Annotated in this window: 13 protein-coding genes and 1 pseudogene; 8 read left to right on the top strand and 6 right to left on the bottom strand. The window is 66.4% G+C overall.

The window, feature by feature from the left end; translation table 11 throughout:
- Positions 1-27 precede the first annotated feature (27 nt).
- Together IB255_RS25270 and htpX are read left to right on the top strand one after the other, a co-directional pair.
- The gene (locus tag IB255_RS25270) at positions 28-468 is read left to right on the top strand and encodes a hypothetical protein (protein ID WP_081518628.1); all 441 of its coding nucleotides are present in this window, start codon (positions 28-30) and stop codon (positions 466-468) included.
- Positions 469-640: 172 nt separating this feature from the next.
- Complete coding sequence (htpX, locus tag IB255_RS25265; RefSeq protein WP_081518629.1) at positions 641-1,516, top strand: protease HtpX; 876 nt, start codon at positions 641-643, stop codon at positions 1,514-1,516.
- A gap of 54 nt (positions 1,517-1,570) precedes the next feature.
- On the opposite strand, the gene IB255_RS25260 is transcribed toward htpX, so the two are convergent.
- Both IB255_RS25260 and IB255_RS25255 read right to left on the bottom strand, forming a co-directional pair.
- Positions 1,571-2,227, bottom strand: a complete 657-nt coding sequence (locus tag IB255_RS25260; protein ID WP_192211020.1) for a thiopurine S-methyltransferase — start codon at positions 2,225-2,227, stop codon at positions 1,571-1,573.
- A gap of 11 nt (positions 2,228-2,238) precedes the next feature.
- Positions 2,239-2,433 carry a hypothetical protein gene (locus IB255_RS25255; RefSeq protein WP_081518631.1) on the bottom strand — a complete coding sequence of 65 codons (195 nt, stop codon included), beginning with the start codon at positions 2,431-2,433 and terminating at the stop codon, positions 2,239-2,241.
- Between the two features lie 253 nt (positions 2,434-2,686).
- Between IB255_RS25255 and IB255_RS25250 the strand changes: the two genes are divergently transcribed.
- Positions 2,687-3,457, top strand: coding sequence for a DODA-type extradiol aromatic ring-opening family dioxygenase (locus IB255_RS25250; protein WP_192211019.1), 771 nt, complete (start codon positions 2,687-2,689; stop codon positions 3,455-3,457).
- 91 nt (positions 3,458-3,548) lie between these two features.
- Here the strand turns inward: IB255_RS25250 and IB255_RS25245 are convergent.
- Positions 3,549-5,281 (bottom strand): annotated as a pseudogene (locus IB255_RS25245) (DEAD/DEAH box helicase).
- A gap of 302 nt (positions 5,282-5,583) precedes the next feature.
- On the opposite strand from IB255_RS25245, the gene IB255_RS25240 reads away from it, so the two are divergent.
- From IB255_RS25240 to IB255_RS25230, 3 genes are all read left to right on the top strand, one after another.
- Positions 5,584-6,375, top strand: coding sequence for a crotonase/enoyl-CoA hydratase family protein (locus tag IB255_RS25240; RefSeq protein ID WP_081518634.1), 792 nt, complete (start codon positions 5,584-5,586; stop codon positions 6,373-6,375).
- 259 nt (positions 6,376-6,634) lie between these two features.
- On the top strand, positions 6,635-8,275 hold the full coding sequence (locus tag IB255_RS25235; protein ID WP_081518635.1) for a collagen-like triple helix repeat-containing protein: 1,641 nt from the start codon (positions 6,635-6,637) through the stop codon (positions 8,273-8,275).
- 84 nt (positions 8,276-8,359) lie between these two features.
- Complete coding sequence (locus tag IB255_RS25230) at positions 8,360-10,027, top strand: ShlB/FhaC/HecB family hemolysin secretion/activation protein (RefSeq protein ID WP_081518636.1); 1,668 nt, start codon at positions 8,360-8,362, stop codon at positions 10,025-10,027.
- 13 nt (positions 10,028-10,040) lie between these two features.
- Here IB255_RS25230 and IB255_RS25225 read toward each other — a convergent pair whose 3' ends face one another.
- On the bottom strand, positions 10,041-10,802 hold the full coding sequence (locus IB255_RS25225; protein WP_081518637.1) for a spermidine synthase: 762 nt from the start codon (positions 10,800-10,802) through the stop codon (positions 10,041-10,043).
- Between the two features lie 418 nt (positions 10,803-11,220).
- Between IB255_RS25225 and IB255_RS25220 the strand changes: the two genes are divergently transcribed.
- Both IB255_RS25220 and IB255_RS25215 read left to right on the top strand, forming a co-directional pair.
- Positions 11,221-12,567, top strand: coding sequence for a class II 3-deoxy-7-phosphoheptulonate synthase (locus IB255_RS25220; RefSeq protein WP_081518638.1), 1,347 nt, complete (start codon positions 11,221-11,223; stop codon positions 12,565-12,567).
- Between the two features lie 130 nt (positions 12,568-12,697).
- The gene (locus IB255_RS25215) at positions 12,698-13,459 is read left to right on the top strand and encodes a M48 family metalloprotease (protein WP_081518639.1); all 762 of its coding nucleotides are present in this window, start codon (positions 12,698-12,700) and stop codon (positions 13,457-13,459) included.
- Between the two features lie 34 nt (positions 13,460-13,493).
- Here IB255_RS25215 and IB255_RS25210 read toward each other — a convergent pair whose 3' ends face one another.
- Both IB255_RS25210 and IB255_RS25205 read right to left on the bottom strand, forming a co-directional pair.
- Complete coding sequence (locus tag IB255_RS25210; RefSeq protein ID WP_081518640.1) at positions 13,494-14,714, bottom strand: winged helix-turn-helix domain-containing protein; 1,221 nt, start codon at positions 14,712-14,714, stop codon at positions 13,494-13,496.
- A 60-nt stretch (positions 14,715-14,774) separates the two neighbouring features.
- Positions 14,775-15,245 carry a DUF3291 domain-containing protein gene (locus IB255_RS25205; RefSeq protein ID WP_081518716.1) on the bottom strand — a complete coding sequence of 157 codons (471 nt, stop codon included), beginning with the start codon at positions 15,243-15,245 and terminating at the stop codon, positions 14,775-14,777.
- Positions 15,246-15,262: the final 17 nt, after the last annotated feature.

Raw genomic sequence — 15,262 nt, 5'->3', positions numbered from 1 at the left:
TCATCGCCAGTGAAGCCCAGCGCATAAATGGACCTGCAGATCGACGACTTCTACAAGGATGCCGCTTCCGGCCTGCTGACCCTCTACCAGGCCTTCCCGCGCAAGATCGCCCTCTATGTCGAGGACCTGATCGGCCGGGAAGAGCCCGACGAGTTCGGCCTGCCCAGCACCCGCCACCAGAGTTGCCTGGGTGCGCTGCTGTGGCTGGCCGATGAAGGCTATCTGCGCTTCGAAGCCACCATCCGTTACGAGGCTCTGGACCAGGCAGTGCTCAGCGAAAAGGCCTTCATGCGCCTGACCCGCATCGTCCCCCACGCCGTGCGCGACGGCGAGGAACTGCCGCCCAGCGTGCGCCGCGACCAGGCCACGCTGGCCAACCAGTTGCGCGAGGCACTGGCCGCCCGGCACGGAGAACGCATCGCGCGGCTGACCCGACTACTCTTCGAGAGCGACCCGGGGCGCCCGTAATACGGGCAGGCGACACAAGTTGAAATAGTCCCCGAGTTGAATCGCCTGGGGGCCAACCGTATATACCCCGCATACTATTCAGCGATCCCGTGCCTGCCTGTGCCCGGCGATCCGGAAAGCCGCGCCCCACTGCGGTTTTCGCCAATGTCACCGTGAGGAGAAGCTTTACGCCATGATGCGCATCCTGTTGTTCCTGGCCACCAACCTGGCTGTTCTGGTGATCGCCAGCATCACCCTGAAACTGCTCGGCGTGGACCGTTTCACCGGCCAGAATTACGGTAGCCTTCTGATTTTCTGCGCCGTCTTCGGCTTCGCCGGCTCCCTGGTTTCGCTGTTCATCTCCAAGTGGATGGCGAAGATGAGCACCGGCACCGAGATCATCAGCCAGCCGCGCACCCGCCACGAACAGTGGCTGCTGCAGACCGTGGAAGAACTGTCCCGCGAGGCCGGCATCAAGATGCCGGAAGTCGGCATCTTCCCCGCCTACGAGGCCAACGCCTTCGCCACCGGCTGGAACCGTAACGACGCACTGGTCGCAGTCAGCCAGGGCCTGCTCGAGCGCTTCTCCCCCGAAGAAGTGAAAGCCGTGCTGGCCCACGAGATCGGCCACGTGGCCAACGGCGACATGGTCACCCTGGCGTTGATCCAGGGCGTGGTGAACACCTTCGTGATGTTCTTCGCACGCATCTTCGGCAACTTCGTCGACAAGGCGATCCTGAAGAACGAAGACGGCCCGGGCATCGGCTACTTCGTCGCGACCATCTTCGCCGAGCTGGTCCTGGGCATCCTCGCCAGCATCATCGTCATGTGGTTCTCGCGCAAACGCGAATACCGCGCGGACGAGGCCGGCGCCCGCCTGGCCAGCACCGGCGCGATGATCGCCGCCCTGCAACGCCTGCGCGCCGAACAGGGTGTGCCGGTGCAGATGCCCGACACGCTGCAGGCCTTCGGCATCAACGGCAACCTCAAGCACGGCCTCGCCGGCCTGTTCATGAGCCACCCGCCGCTGGAAGACCGCATCGAAGCCCTGCGCGCCGCTGGCCGCTGAGTTTCGGAGCGATAAAAAAGGCGACCCTAGGGTCGCCTTTTTCATGTCGTCGATTCAGCCACGACGCAGCGCGAACACCACTTCGTCCAGGTGGCTGACGCCGCGCTTGAGGAACTTCGGGTTTTCCGCCAGCACGTCCAGGCGTTCCACCTCCTCCACTTCCCAGCCCTCATCGAAGAGCCCGCGCACTTCATCTGCCAGCACGGCGAACGGCGGACCATCCATCTCGGTCTGGGGGTACTCCAGGCTGACCACCAGCCCGCGCGCCTGTTGCGGCAGGATGCGCTGCAGGTGCGCCGCATAATCGGCACGCAGATCCGGCGGCAGAGCGATCAACGCCGCGCGGTCGTAAAGGGCGCTGCAGCCGGCCACCTGCTCGGCCGTGACGTCGAAGAAGTCACCCTGGAGAATCTCCAGTCGCTCGTAGCTGTAACGGCGTAGCGCGCCTTCCCCGGTGATCTGCGGCGTGACGCCCAACTCGGCGAAGAAGTCGACGGCAGCCCGCTCAGCCAACTCGACACCCAGCACGCGGTAACCCCATTGCGCCAGCCAGAGCATGTCCAGGCTCTTGCCACACAGCGGCACCAGTACCTGCGACTCCTCGGGCAACTCCAGGTTCGGCCAGTGCCGTTGCAGACCGGGGTTCACCGATTGCTGGTGGAAGCCGATTTCATTGCGCGCCCAGCGCGACTGCCAGAATTCATGCTGCATAGGTCACCTGTTCAAACACTGCGCATCGAGCGCGGCAGCAGCCAGCGCCACCAGGCGCCGCGCCGCTCGCGCTGTCTCTCCCCGGCTTCGAGGATCTTCAGCCGCACCTGGCCACCACGGACCCGCTGCACACAGATCTCGGTGCCGTCCTCCAGGCGGAGGCAGTCGCCGATCTCGAGCTCCAGGACTTGCTCAACTTGCTGCATAGCCGAATTCGCCATTCGCTTCGGAAATTTCCGCAAACTCTAACGCATCGTCCGACTGACATCCTGCCAAAGCGCTCTGTGGCGATTCCCCCCCTGACTCTGCAACCGAGTTGGCACTTCCACAGCGATGCATTTCAAGGGAATGAGCACGAGCAGAACAATCGGACATACCGATCATTACTGTCAAAAACCTATACTGGATTTCGATCTTTACCCGCGTGAACATAGAGCCATTCAAGTAGCGAGGTTCGCCATGCTCCCTGCCCTGTTCATCTCCCACGGCTCCCCCATGCTGGCCCTGGACCCCGGCGCCAGCGATGCGCCTCTGAAGCGTCTGGCCCGCGAGTTGCCACGCCCGAAAGCCATCCTGGTGGTCTCCGCTCACTGGGAAACCCCCGACCTGCGCGTGACCGCATCCGCCAGGCCGGATACCTGGCACGACTTCTACGGCTTCCCGCCCGAGCTCTATGCCGTGCAGTACCCGGCCGCCGGCTCGCCGGAGTTGGCCCAGCGCATCGTCGAGTTGCTGGCCGAGGACGGCCTGCCGGCCACCCTCGATGCCGAGCGCCCGCTGGACCACGGCGCCTGGGTGCCGCTGAGCCTGATGTACCCGGCCGCCGATATCCCCGTCGTCCAGCTTTCCCTGCCCAGCCGTCTCGGCGCAACCATGCAGCACCGCATCGGCGCAGCCCTGCGTGCGCTGCGCGAGGAAGGCATCCTGCTGATCGGTTCGGGCAGCATCACCCACAATCTGGGAGAACTGGACTGGCACGCCGGCCCGGAAGTCATCACGCCCTGGGCCAAGGCCTTCCGCGACTGGATGGTGCAGCACCTGGAAGCCGATGACGAAGCCGCCCTGTTCGACTACCGCCAGCAGGCACCGCACGCAGCGCGCAACCACCCGCGCGACGAGCACCTGTTGCCGCTGTACTTCGCCCGTGGCGCCGGCGGCTCGGCGATGACGGTGGAGCACGCCGGCTTCACCCTCGGCGCGCTGGGAATGGATATCTATCGCTTCGGCTGAAGCTGCCACCCCTGCCGGGAAAGCCATCCAGGACCGGAAACGAAAAAGCCCCGCCAATGGCGGGGCTTTTTCATGCGCGGGGACTGACGAATCAGTCTTCGCGATAACGACGCAGACGCAGGGCCTTGCCAGCGACGCGGGTGTCCTTGAGCTTGGTCAGCAGACGGTCGAGGTTCTCTTCCGGCAGCTCGATCAGGCTGAAGGTCTCGCGGATCTGGATGCGGCCGATGGCCTCGCGGGACAGGCCGCCCTCGTTGAGGATGGCGCCCAGCAGGTTCTTCGCCTGCACGCCATCACGGGCGCCCAGGGCGGTACGGCAACGGGCCTTGCCTTCCGACGGCGGAGCCATGGTACGGGGTGCGCCACTGCGCTCCGGACGGTCGCCGCGCTCGGGGCGATCGCCACGCTCGCTGCGCTCGTAACGGTCGCTGCGCTCACGCGGGGCGGCCGGGGTCAGCGGCTGTTCGCGGCGGACCGATTCCAGGTCCAGCGCCTTGCCTTCGGTCAGCTTGGCCAGCAGTACGGCGGCCAGGGTGTCCATGTCGGTACCCAGGCGACGGCACAGCTCGTCACGCACGGCGCCACGGCTGGCAACGGCGTTGGCCAGCAACGGTTGCAGGCCGGTGGCCAGGCGGTTCAGACGGGCTTCGAGGACGGTTTCAGCGTCCGGCAGGCGAACTTCGCCAACCTTCTGTCCGGTCACGCGCTCGATCACCTGCAGCATGCGGCGCTCACGCGGAGTCACCAGCAGCAGGGCGCGGCCTTCACGACCGGCGCGGCCGGTACGGCCGATACGGTGTACGTAGGATTCCGGATCGTAGGGCATGTCCACGTTCAGTACGTGGGTGATACGCGCTACGTCGAGGCCGCGGGCGGCGACGTCGGTGGCGATGACGATGTCCAGCGAGCCATCCTTCAGGGACTCGATCACGCGCTCACGCTGGGCCTGCGGCATGTCGCCGTTCAGCGCGGCGGCACGGTAGCCCTGGCGCTCGAGCAGCTCGGCGATGTCCAGGGTGGCCTGCTTGGTGCGGACAAAACCGATCAGCGCGTCGAACTGCTCGACTTCCAGCAGACGCAGGATCGAGGCCGGCTTCTGGTCGGCGTGAACCATCAGGTGCGCCTGCTCGATGCGGGCGACAGTCTGGGTCTTGGCAGCGATGCGGACGTGCTTGGGTTCTTTCAGGTGGCGTTCGGCGATGCTGCGGATCGAGGCCGGCAGGGTCGCGGAGAACAGCACGCTCTGGCGGCTGGACGGCATGGCTTCGAAGATCACTTCGAGGTCGTCCATGAAGCCGAGCTTGAGCATCTCGTCCGCTTCGTCGAGCACCAGGCTCTTGACGGTGGACAGCAGGTTTTCGTCGCGACGCAGGTGGTCGCACAGACGACCCGGAGTGGCGACCACGACCTGGGCGCCCTGGCGCAGGGCCTTCAGCTGCGGACCCATGGGCGCGCCGCCGTAGACGGCAATCACGCCGACGCCCGGCATCTGCTTGGAATAGGTTTCGAAAGCAGTAGCAACCTGCAGGGCCAGCTCGCGGGTCGGTACCAGTACCAGCACCTGCGGAACGCGACGGCTCGGCTCGATCTGCGACAGCATTGGCAGCGCAAAGGCAGCGGTCTTGCCGGTACCGGTCTGGGCCTGGCCGATCATGTCGTGGCCTTCGAGGATCACCGGGATCGACTGGGCCTGGATCGGCGACGGCTCTTCATAACCGACAGCGGCAATGGCAGCGAGAACATTGGGGTGAAGACCGAGCGCGGCGAAGCCGGCGGTTTCCTGGGTCATGGGTTTTGCCTCTAAGTACATCCGCAAAGACCCAATAGCCGAGCTGCGCATGCCCTGTACGACAGTGAAGTCACCCAGGCAGCTGGAAGCGGGGATTTGCGAAATGAAGATTGGAAGAATGCGTCAAGGAAGTCCGCACTGCGGACACATAGCCCGAGTGTGAAACTGCGGGAGAATGCGGGATCCGAAACGAGGCCAGCGTTTGGCCGGCGCGTATCATACCGGAAAAACCTGACCAATGTGTTTCTTTTCGGAACATGCCCGGCGAACGGTCATTCCGTGGACAACCCCGTCCCTGCCGGCTATACCGTGCAAGCCACCCGACCGGAGCCCGCCAATGACCGCCAGCAGCGAACCGCGCATCACCGTCGAACGTCATGACCACGTCCTGCTCCTCGGCCTGAACCGGGTCGACAAGCGTAACGCCTTCGACCTGGAGATGCTCACCCAGCTGGTGCTGGCCTTCGGCGAGTACGAGCGCGACGACGAGCTGCGCTGCGCCCTGGTGTTTGCCCACGGTGATCACTTCACCGCCGGCCTGGACCTGGCCAACATCGGCGAGACCTTCCGCACCGGCTGGACCATGCCCGAAGGCTCCGCCGATCCATGGGGCACCTTCGGCGGCCGGCGCCTGACCAAGCCGCTGCTGGTGGCCGCGCAGGGCTACTGCTTCACCCTGGGCATCGAACTGATGCTCGCCGCCGACATCAACCTGTGCGCCAGCAATGCGCGCTTCGCCCAGCTCGAAGTGCAGCGCGGCATCTTCCCCTTCGGCGGCGCCACCCTGCGCATGCACCAGGTGGCCGGCTGGGGCAATGCGATGCGCTGGCTGCTCACCGGTGATCCCTTCGATGCCCACGAGGCGTATCGCATCGGCCTGGTGCAGGAAGTCACCGCGCCGGAAGAACTGATGCCGCGTGCGCTCTGGCTCGCCCAGCGGGTTGCCGCCCAGGCGCCGCTGGGCATTCGCGCCACCCTGGCTTCCGCGCGCCGCAGCCTCGATGAAGGTGAGGAAGCGGCGGCGCGACTGTTGCCGGCGATGGCCAGCGAACTGCTGTCGACCGAGGATGCGCAGGAAGGTTTGAACGCCATGCTCGAGCGCCGCGAAGGCCGCTTCCAGGGCAAATGAACGCACAGGGAAAACGCCAAACGGAACCATCGTGCGAAAAGCGCTATATCCAAGGTATTAAAAACGCCTGGCAAGTCGCCATAATCCTTTAGTTTTTCCTTTAAATTCAAAGACCTGCCAAACACAAAACGGCTATATACAAGTTCCAATTTCGCGCCTGAAAACAAACCTCTAGAACTGACTCCAGAGCAGCGCAGCGACTCGCCGGGATACCGAACCGGGCAGCCAGCTGACTGACGTTCTCATGGAGGAATTCGCTATGTCAGGTCCGATTCGTGTTTTCGCACTTTCCCTTCTCGTCGCTGCCCTCTCGCTGCAAGGTTGCAGCAGCCACGGCGGCAGCAGTCACCACCGCGCTTCCGATAGCAGCAGCACCGACGATGGCTCCGGCTCCGGCGGCGATGGCAGCGGCGGTACTGGCGGTACCGGTGGGACTGATGGAACCGGCGGCACCGGCGGGACCGATGGAACTGGCGGGACCGGCGGCACTGGCGGGACGGGCGGCACCGACGGAACCGGTGGCACCGGCGGTACCGGAGGAACGGGCGGTACCGGAGGAACGGGCGGCGGCGACGGCACAGGCGGCGGCACCACCACTCCGCCAGCCAGTACCACCGGCAATATCCTGACCAATACCGGCGAAGCGGTCTCCAATGTCGGCGACACCGTGAGCACCGTCGGCGCCGTGGTGAAGACAGTCGACCTGCCGGTGCTGGGCAATGGCGTCACGCAGAATGCCGGCACCCTGGTCCAGGAAGTCGGCGCCGGTGTGGACAGCGTCGGCACCGGCGTCACCAACGGTCTCGGCCAACTGGGCAACAACCCCAACGCCATTGGCACCACCGTCGCCGGCGCCACCGGCCTGGTCAGCCACACCGGTGGCGCAGTCAGCAGCCTGGGCGACACCGTGGCGGCCATCGGTGATGCCCCGGTGCTGGCCAACACCCCGCTCAATGGCCTGACCGGCCAGGTCGGCGGCCTGGTGGACGGCGTCGGCGGCAAGATCACCATGCTCGGCGACTCTCTCAGCGGCGCAGTCACCACCGGCCCGCTGAGCCAACTGACCACCCAGCTCAGCGGCACCACCGCCGGACTGGTCGGCAAGGTCGAAGGAACCACTCGCGGCGTCGGCGCCGCCACCGGACTGGGAACGCCGGTGAACAACCTGTTGACCACCGTCGGCGGTGTTGTGACCCAGACAGGCAACCAGGTAGCCAGTGCGAATCCGGCGCTGGCACCGGTCGGCGGAATCGTCAGCGATGCGGGTCAGGCAGTCAGCGCGGCCGGCGGCTTGGTCAATGGCAGCAATCCGGGCGGTGGTCTGCTCGGCAACGTCACCGGCGCACTGGCTGGCGCCACCGGCGGCAGTAATCCGGTGGGCGGCGTGGTCAGCGGCGTGACCGGTGCAGTGGGCGGTATCACCGGTTCTCTGGGTGGTGCCACCGGCGGCAGCAACCCGGTAGGCGGCCTGGTCAGCGGTGTGACCGGCGCAGTAGGCGGCCTCACCGGATCCCTGGGCGGCGCCACCGGCGGCAGTAATCCGGTGGGTGGCCTGGTCAGCGGTGTGACCGGCGCAGTAGGCGGCCTCACCGGCTCTCTGGGCGGCGCCACCGGCGGCAGCAACCCGGTAGGCGGCCTGGTCAACGGCGTGGCCGGCACCGTCGGCGGCGTGACCAGCAGTCTCACCGGCGGTGGCGGCCTGGTCGCCGGGGCAGGCGTGGGCATCGGCAGCAACACCCAGGGTTCGGGCGTGGCAGTCGGCGCAGGCGCCGGTACGACTGGCGGTACCAGCGGTCAGGGAGGCCTGCTGGGCAATACGCTGGGCGCCGTGGGTGGCGCGCTGGGTGGTGTGACCGGCGGACTGGGTGGTGGATTGGCGATCGGTACGCCCAAGCAATAATCCGAATTACACCCATACTGTGGTTACCAGGAGCCGCCCACGGCTCCTGGTCCTTTATCGAAGTCGGTCTCATGGAGGAGCCAGATGCGCAAACTTGCTGTCCTGCCCCTGTTGTTGGCTGCACCTTTCGCCTGGGCCGAGCGCCCCATCCAGCTTCCCGGCTCCGATATCGAACAGACCCTGCCCCGCCCCAACCTCCCTGGTGGCGACATCCGCCCCAAGGCCCCCAAGGTCACCGCGCCGGAACCTTCGGCCACCCAGCCCGCGCAGATCCTCCAGCAGCGCATCCGCATCAAGCGCATCGAGCTGGCCGGCGGCAAGCACTATCCCGTCACCACTTGGAAACCCCTGCTGGAGCCCCTGACCCAACGCACCATCCAGGTCAGCGAACTGGTGGCGGCGGCCAAGGCCATCACCCAGCGCTATCAGGACGATGGCTACTTCATCTCCTTCGCCTACGTGCCCAACCAGGACTTCCGCAGCGGCGTCGCGCGCATCGTGCTGGTCGAGGGCCATATCAGCCAGGTCCGCGCCGCGGGCGACCTGGGCGTCCACCAGCAGCGCGTGGACCGCTGGATCGAGAAGCTCAAGGCGGAAAAACCCCTGACCCGCGAGAGCTTCGAGCGCTTCAGCGTGCTGATGAGCCGGGTGCCCGGCATGCAGATGGCCATGGCGCTCAACCCACCCACCACCAGCGACGGTGGCGCGGTGCTGGAACTGGCTGGCAAGCAAAAGCGCTTCGATACCGGGATGAACCTCGACTCGCGGCGCGGCGAGCAACGCGGGCTGTTCAACGCCGAAGTGATGTCGATGCTTGGCTGGGGCGAGCAGTTGCAGTTCAGCTACCTCTACCCGCCGGGCGACGACCACGAGTACTACCGCGCCTGGAACTACAGCCAACTGCTGGGCGACAACGGCGTGCAGCTGCTGGCCGGCTACAGCAAGTACAACTCGCGCCCCGGCGAGAACCTGCGCCTGGCCAGCGGCCTGGAGTTCGAACGCAAGCGGCAGAACGAGCGGGTCAGCGCCGGCCTGGGCATCCCGCTGGTGCTGCGCCGCGACCTGACCTGGGACCTCAACCTGCGTGGCTACACAGTCAACGACACCAGCACCTACGACCTGGTCTACCCGGCCATCCCCTTCCGCATCGAACAGAAGAGCAAGCTGCGCGTGGTGGGTATCGAAACCGTCGTCCAGCAGTTCGCCGAGAAGCGTGTACGCGCCGGCAGCGTGGCGGTTTACCAGGGGCTGAACGGCATGGGCGCGGAAGCGCCGGAGCCGATCAAGAAGAACTTCACCCGCCTGCTCGGCTTTGGCGCGCAGCAGGACCAGTTCGGCTCCAACTGGCAGGGCGTGGTGAGTGCTGCCTTCCAATGGAGCGACGACGTACTGCCCGACTCCGAGCAGGTCACCTATGGCGGCGGCAACTTCGGCCGCGGCTATCCGGACGACCAGGCCAGCGGCGACAAGGGCTGGGGCGCCTCCTACGAGGTGAACTATTCCTTCCTGCGGCAGAGCGTGGTGCTCAACCAGATCCAGCCCTACTTCGTCGTCGACACCGCACGCACCCGCTACAACCAGGACGGCCTGAACGAAGGCAAGCTCGGCTCGGCAGCACTGGGCGTGCGTTTCTCCAACCGCAAGCACTACCTGGTGTCGATGGAAGTCGCCAAGCCGTTCGGCGACCGCGCACTGGACAACAACGAGCGCAGCCCGCGGCTGAACTTCGCCTTCAGCTACCAGATCCCCTGAGGGATGCGGAGAGTCACTGCGCCGGGCGCAGTGACTCGATGTAGGTGCGCAGCGAATAGCCCAGTTTGGGTTCGAGCTGGCCGACGCGCTTCTTCAGGCCGCGTAGGTTCAGCTCCTGGTCGAGTTCGGCAGGAACGAAGACGATTACATTGCCCTCGGGCACCGGGCACTCCCAGTAATGCCGGTTGAAGCGTCCACGCAGCAGCGCGGCGCCCAGCGGCCGACCATCGTCGGTGCTCCACTGGTTGATCACCAGCCAGCCGCCCGGCTTCAGGCGCTCGCGGCAGGCACCGAGAAAGTCCCAGCCAATGTGCGCCGGCGCCGGCCCGGTATCTGTGTAGAGATCGAGGAAGATCAGGTCCGCCGGCTCGCACTCGGCCAGCTCCTGCACGGCGTCGCCGATGCGCAGGTTCAAGCGCTGGTCGTCCATCAGCCCGAGGTGCTCGCGAGCCAGGCGCGGGATGGACGGGCGCAGCTCGATGGCTTCCACCTCTTCCAGCGGCAGGTACTTCAGACAGGCCTGGGTCAGGCTGCCCGCGCCGAAGCCGAGGAACAGTGCGCGGCGCGGGCGCGGATGGCACAGCGCGCCGACCAGCATGGCGCGCGAGTAGTCGTACTCCAGCCAGCTCGGGTCGCCCATCAGCACGCAGCTCTGCTCGACCTCGTCGCCGAACTCCAGGTAGCGGAAGGCGCCGCTCTCCACGACGCGGATCACGCCGAAGTCATCGCGCTCCTCGACGATCAGCAATTCTTCGCTCAGCAGCTCCTCGCTCATGACCGGCTCCGGGCAGAAACGGTCGTGACAATGCGATCCGCCGGGAACGGCGAACGGCACGGATTGCCATTGAAATACAGGGGCTCGCGCACGCAATAATCCTTCGAATCAAGACGGCCAACCACGACCGACACGTCAGCAAGGCCGCAAGAATAACAGCCCAAGAGGCACAACCGGTCATGCGCCAGCGCAACACCATCAACGCTCCCTTCGCACACCACCTTTCCCCGCCCGGACTCCAGACACGGCACGCTCGCGCGCACCGTGCAGACGGCTGATCGCGCCAGCGAGTCCCGAAGACCCGTGCTCCCCTGGACAAGGATGTCCCCCCCTCTTCACACGCCAGCGACCACGCGCGGGGCAAAAGCCGAGCTGATACCATGGGCGGATACTGTCCACAGCCGCGAAGACACCGCCGATGAGCCTGCCCTGGAGCCCCGATAGCTGGAGAAGCAAGCCGATCCAGCAACAGCCCGCCTACCCCGACGCCAACCGCGTGAGCGAAGTCGAGCGCACCCTGGCCAGCTTCCCGCCACTGGTGTTCGCTGGCGAGGCGCGCGAGCTGCGCCGGCAGTTCGCCGAGGTCACCGCCGGCCGCGCCTTCCTGCTGCAAGGCGGTGACTGTGCCGAAAGCTTCGCCGAGTTCTCCGCGGCGAAAATCCGCGACACCTTCAAGGTGCTGCTGCAGATGGCCGTGGTGATGACCTTCGCTGCCGGCTGCCCGGTGGTGAAGGTCGGGCGCATGGCCGGGCAGTTCGCCAAGCCGCGCTCCTCCGGCGATGAAACCATCGGCGGCGTGACCCTGCCCGCCTACCGCGGCGACATCGTCAACGGCATCGGCTTCGACGAGAAGAGCCGCGTACCGGATCCAGAGCGCCTGCTGCAGGCCTACCACCAGTCCACTGCCTCGCTGAACCTGTTGCGCGCCTTCGCCGGCGGCGGGTTCGCCGACCTGCACCAGGTGCACCAGTGGAACCTGGACTTCATCGCCAACTCGGCGCTGTCCGAGCGCTACCAGCAACTGGCCGACCGCATCGACGAGACCCTCGCCTTCATGCGCGCTTGCGGCCTGGATACAGCCCCCCAGCTGCGCGAGACCAGTTTCTTCACCGCCCACGAAGCGCTGCTGCTGAACTACGAAGAAGCCTTCATCCGCCGCGACAGCCTCACCGGCGGCTGGTACGACTGCTCGGCGCACATGCTGTGGATCGGCGACCGCACCCGCCAGCTCGACGGCGCCCACGTGGAGATGCTGCGCGGCGTCGGCAACCCCATCGGCGTGAAGGTCGGCCCGAGCATGGACAGCGAGGAACTGATCCGCCTGATCGACATCCTCAATCCGGACAACGACCCCGGCCGCCTCAACCTCATCGTGCGCATGGGCGCGGACAAGGTCGGCGACGGCCTGCCGCGGCTGATCCAGACCGTGCAGCGCGAGGGCAAGCAGGTGCTGTGGAGTTCCGACCCCATGCACGGAAACACCATCAAGGCCTCCAGCGGCTACAAGACCCGCGACTTCGCGCGCATCCTCACCGAGGTCCGACAATTCTTCGAAGTGCACCAGGCCGAGGGCAGCTATGCCGGCGGCATCCACATCGAGATGACCGGGCAGAACGTCACCGAGTGCATCGGTGGCGCGCGGCCGATCACCGAGGATGGCCTGAGCGACCGCTACCACACCCACTGTGATCCGCGCCTGAACGCGGACCAGTCGCTGGAGCTGGCCTTCCTCATTGCGGAAACCCTGAAACAGGTTCGCCGCTGAATCCGACACGGGTCTCAGTGCAGTCCTAAAACCACTGCCCGCAATTGACGCGGCCGGGGGCGCCTACCTAGAGTGGCGCCCCGCGCGGCAGCCGCCGCGCCATGGAAACCGTCAACCAAGGAAGATTCCGATGCAACTGCACCGCTCCCTGCTCGCCCTGCTGATCGGCGCCAGCGCCGCCCTCTCCGGCTGCCAGAACATGAACACCGACAGCCTCGTGCAGTCCGGCATGATGGCCATGAAGGCCGCCACCCTGAGCGACGCCGAGATCAAGCAGGTCGCCGACGAAGCCTGCGCCAAGCAGGACGCTGAAGCGCAGATCGCGCCGGCCTCCAGCTCCTACACCAAGCGTCTGGACAAGATCGCCGCCGCCCTGGGCAACCCGCTCGACGGCACCGCGGTCAACTACAAGGTCTACCTCACCGACGACGTTAACGCCTTCGCCATGGCCAACGGCTGCGTGCGCGTTTACTCCGGCCTGATGGACCTGATGAACGACAACGAAGTGGAAGGCGTGCTCGGCCACGAGATCGGCCACGTCGCCCTGGGCCATATCAAGAAGGCCACCCAGACCGCCTACGCAGCCGCCGCCGCACGCAACGCCGCGGCCGCCTCGGGCAATGCCACCGTGGCCGCACTGTCGCAGTCGCAGCTGGGCGAGATCGGCGAAGCGCTGGTCAACGCACAGTTCTCCCAGTCCCAGGAGTCGGCCGCCGACGACTACTCCTTCGACCTGCTGAAGAAGCGCGGCATCCAGCTGGAAGGCCTGGCCACCGCCTTCGACAAGCTGGCCAAGCTGAGCGGCGGCCAGGAGAGCAGCATGTTCGACTCGCACCCCGGCTCGCAGCAGCGCGCGGACCACATCCGCCAGCGCATCGCCAGCGGCAAGTGATCCCGGACGGGCCTCTGCGGAGGCCCGTTTGTTTTCAGGCCCTCGCCAGCAGCCCTTGCAGGCGCTCGCCGGACGAACGCCGGCAGTTCACCGCCACCCGCTCCAGCCCGAGCCAGTTCGCCATCTCGCCCAGTTGCTGCGCCAGCGCGGCGTGCCCCTCTTCGCCCAGCCCCTTTTCCTCTTCGTGGACGGCATGCACCACCAGCCTGGCGGCAGCGCGATCGGAGCGCAGATCGACCCGCGCGGCCAGGCGCTCGTCGAACAGGAACGGCAACACGTAGTAGCCGTAAACCCGCTTGTGCTGCGGCGTGTAGATCTCCAGGCGGTAGCGGAAGTCGAACAGCCGCTCGGTACGGGCGCGTTCCCAGACCAGCGAATCGAACGGCGAGAGCAAGGCACTGGCGCGCACCTTGCGCGGGATCACCGGGTCAGCCAGGCAGTAGGCCGGCGCCTGCCAACCCTGGACCTGCACCGGCAACAGCTGACCGGCCTCCAGCAACTCGGCCAGCCGCGCCTTGCTGTCGGCAGGGTCGAGGCGGAAGTAATCGCGCAGGTCCTTCTCGGTAGCCACACCCAACGCCTGTGCCGAATGCAGCAGCAACTGGCGCTGCGCCTCGTCTTCGTCCACGTCGGGCCGCTGCAGCAGATCGGCGGGCAGGACGCGCTCCGGCAAGTCGTACAGCCGCTCGAAACCGCGACGCCCGGCGACCGTCACCTCGCCCGCAGCGAACAGCCACTCCAGCGCATGTTTCTCGTCACTCCAGTCCCACCAGGGGCCGGCGCGTTCTTCGCGGGTGGTCAGGCTGCCGGCACCCAGCGCCCCTTGCTCGCGCACAGCGCCGAGCACCCGCTGGATCACCGGTTGCTGCTCGCGCCCAAAGCGCGCCAGTTGCTGGTAGATGCCACGTCCCTCGGCCGCGCGGCGCATGCGCCAGCGCATCAGCGGATAGAGCTCCAGCGGCAGCAATGAAGCTTCATGCCCCCAGTATTCGAACAGCCGACGATGCCGCCCGCCGCTCCAGGCGGCCTCTTCCAGCAGCGTCGGCGAATAGTTGCCCAGCCGTGAAAACAGCGGCAGGTAGTGCGAGCGCACCAACGCGTTCACCGAGTCGATCTGCAGCACGCCCAGTCGTTCCAGCAGGCTGCGCACATGTCGGCGCTGCACCTCGCCGCCGGGCTTGCGCAGGGTGAAGCCCTGGGCGGCCAGGGCCAGGCGGCGGGCCTGCTTGAGGGACAGGGATTCGACGGTCGGCATCGTGGACTCCGGAGCTGGGCGAGCCCTAGAGCCTAACGCCAATCGCAGCGCCTGGCTGCATCAGGCGGGTTCCCCGAGCGACGTGGGTACCGGGAAGGGACGTGCGAAGGTGAAGACCTCCGCCGAGGGGCCCTCCAGCCGCAGACGCTCCAGGCGGTCGCGGGCCATCGCCACATCCGGCAGCTCGCCTTCGGGCAGCCACCACAGCGCGAGGCTCGGCGAAGGCAGGCGCTCCATCCAGTCGCGCTTGCTGCGCAGCACCTGCAGATGCTCGCCGGCGTAGACGTAATCCTTGAGCGCCTCGACCGACTCCCACAGCGACAGGTTGACGATGATCAGCGGGTCGTCGAAGACGCGAATCGAGGTGGCATCGCCCTCCTCAGTCTGCAGGCGCCAGACGAAACCGGGGCTGCGCTCGGCGAGGGCATTGATGTGATCGAGCTGGTCGACGAAGCCCTTCATCAGGGGGTGATCCAGCGGTGCGCGGGCCCTGGCGATGTTGACCTGGGCAAGGTGGTAACGGGTGGACATGGGCTTGCTTGTCATCC

This window comes from Pseudomonas sp. PDM22 (assembly GCF_014851965.1).
In the GTDB taxonomy this organism is placed as follows: Bacteria; Pseudomonadota; Gammaproteobacteria; order Pseudomonadales; family Pseudomonadaceae; genus Pseudomonas.
The sequence above is the reverse complement of the archived record's forward strand: the minus strand, read 5'-3'. Positions and strand labels throughout refer to the sequence as shown.

Excerpts from the sequence above, each read along its gene's own strand:
- IB255_RS25270 (WP_081518628.1), top strand. The coding sequence starts at position 28 with ATGGACCTGCAGATCGACGACTTCTACAAGGATGCCGCTTCCGGCCTG.
- htpX (WP_081518629.1), top strand. The coding sequence starts at position 641 with ATGATGCGCATCCTGTTGTTCCTGGCCACCAACCTGGCTGTTCTGGTG.
- IB255_RS25260 (WP_192211020.1), bottom strand. The coding sequence starts at position 2,227 with ATGCAGCATGAATTCTGGCAGTCGCGCTGGGCGCGCAATGAAATCGGC.
- IB255_RS25255 (WP_081518631.1), bottom strand. The coding sequence starts at position 2,433 with ATGCAGCAAGTTGAGCAAGTCCTGGAGCTCGAGATCGGCGACTGCCTC.
- IB255_RS25250 (WP_192211019.1), top strand. The coding sequence starts at position 2,687 with ATGCTCCCTGCCCTGTTCATCTCCCACGGCTCCCCCATGCTGGCCCTG.
- IB255_RS25240 (WP_081518634.1), top strand. The coding sequence starts at position 5,584 with ATGACCGCCAGCAGCGAACCGCGCATCACCGTCGAACGTCATGACCAC.
- IB255_RS25235 (WP_081518635.1), top strand. The coding sequence starts at position 6,635 with ATGTCAGGTCCGATTCGTGTTTTCGCACTTTCCCTTCTCGTCGCTGCC.
- IB255_RS25230 (WP_081518636.1), top strand. The coding sequence starts at position 8,360 with ATGCGCAAACTTGCTGTCCTGCCCCTGTTGTTGGCTGCACCTTTCGCC.
- IB255_RS25225 (WP_081518637.1), bottom strand. The coding sequence starts at position 10,802 with ATGAGCGAGGAGCTGCTGAGCGAAGAATTGCTGATCGTCGAGGAGCGC.
- IB255_RS25220 (WP_081518638.1), top strand. The coding sequence starts at position 11,221 with ATGAGCCTGCCCTGGAGCCCCGATAGCTGGAGAAGCAAGCCGATCCAG.
- IB255_RS25215 (WP_081518639.1), top strand. The coding sequence starts at position 12,698 with ATGCAACTGCACCGCTCCCTGCTCGCCCTGCTGATCGGCGCCAGCGCC.
- IB255_RS25210 (WP_081518640.1), bottom strand. The coding sequence starts at position 14,714 with ATGCCGACCGTCGAATCCCTGTCCCTCAAGCAGGCCCGCCGCCTGGCC.
- IB255_RS25205 (WP_081518716.1), bottom strand. The coding sequence starts at position 15,245 with ATGTCCACCCGTTACCACCTTGCCCAGGTCAACATCGCCAGGGCCCGC.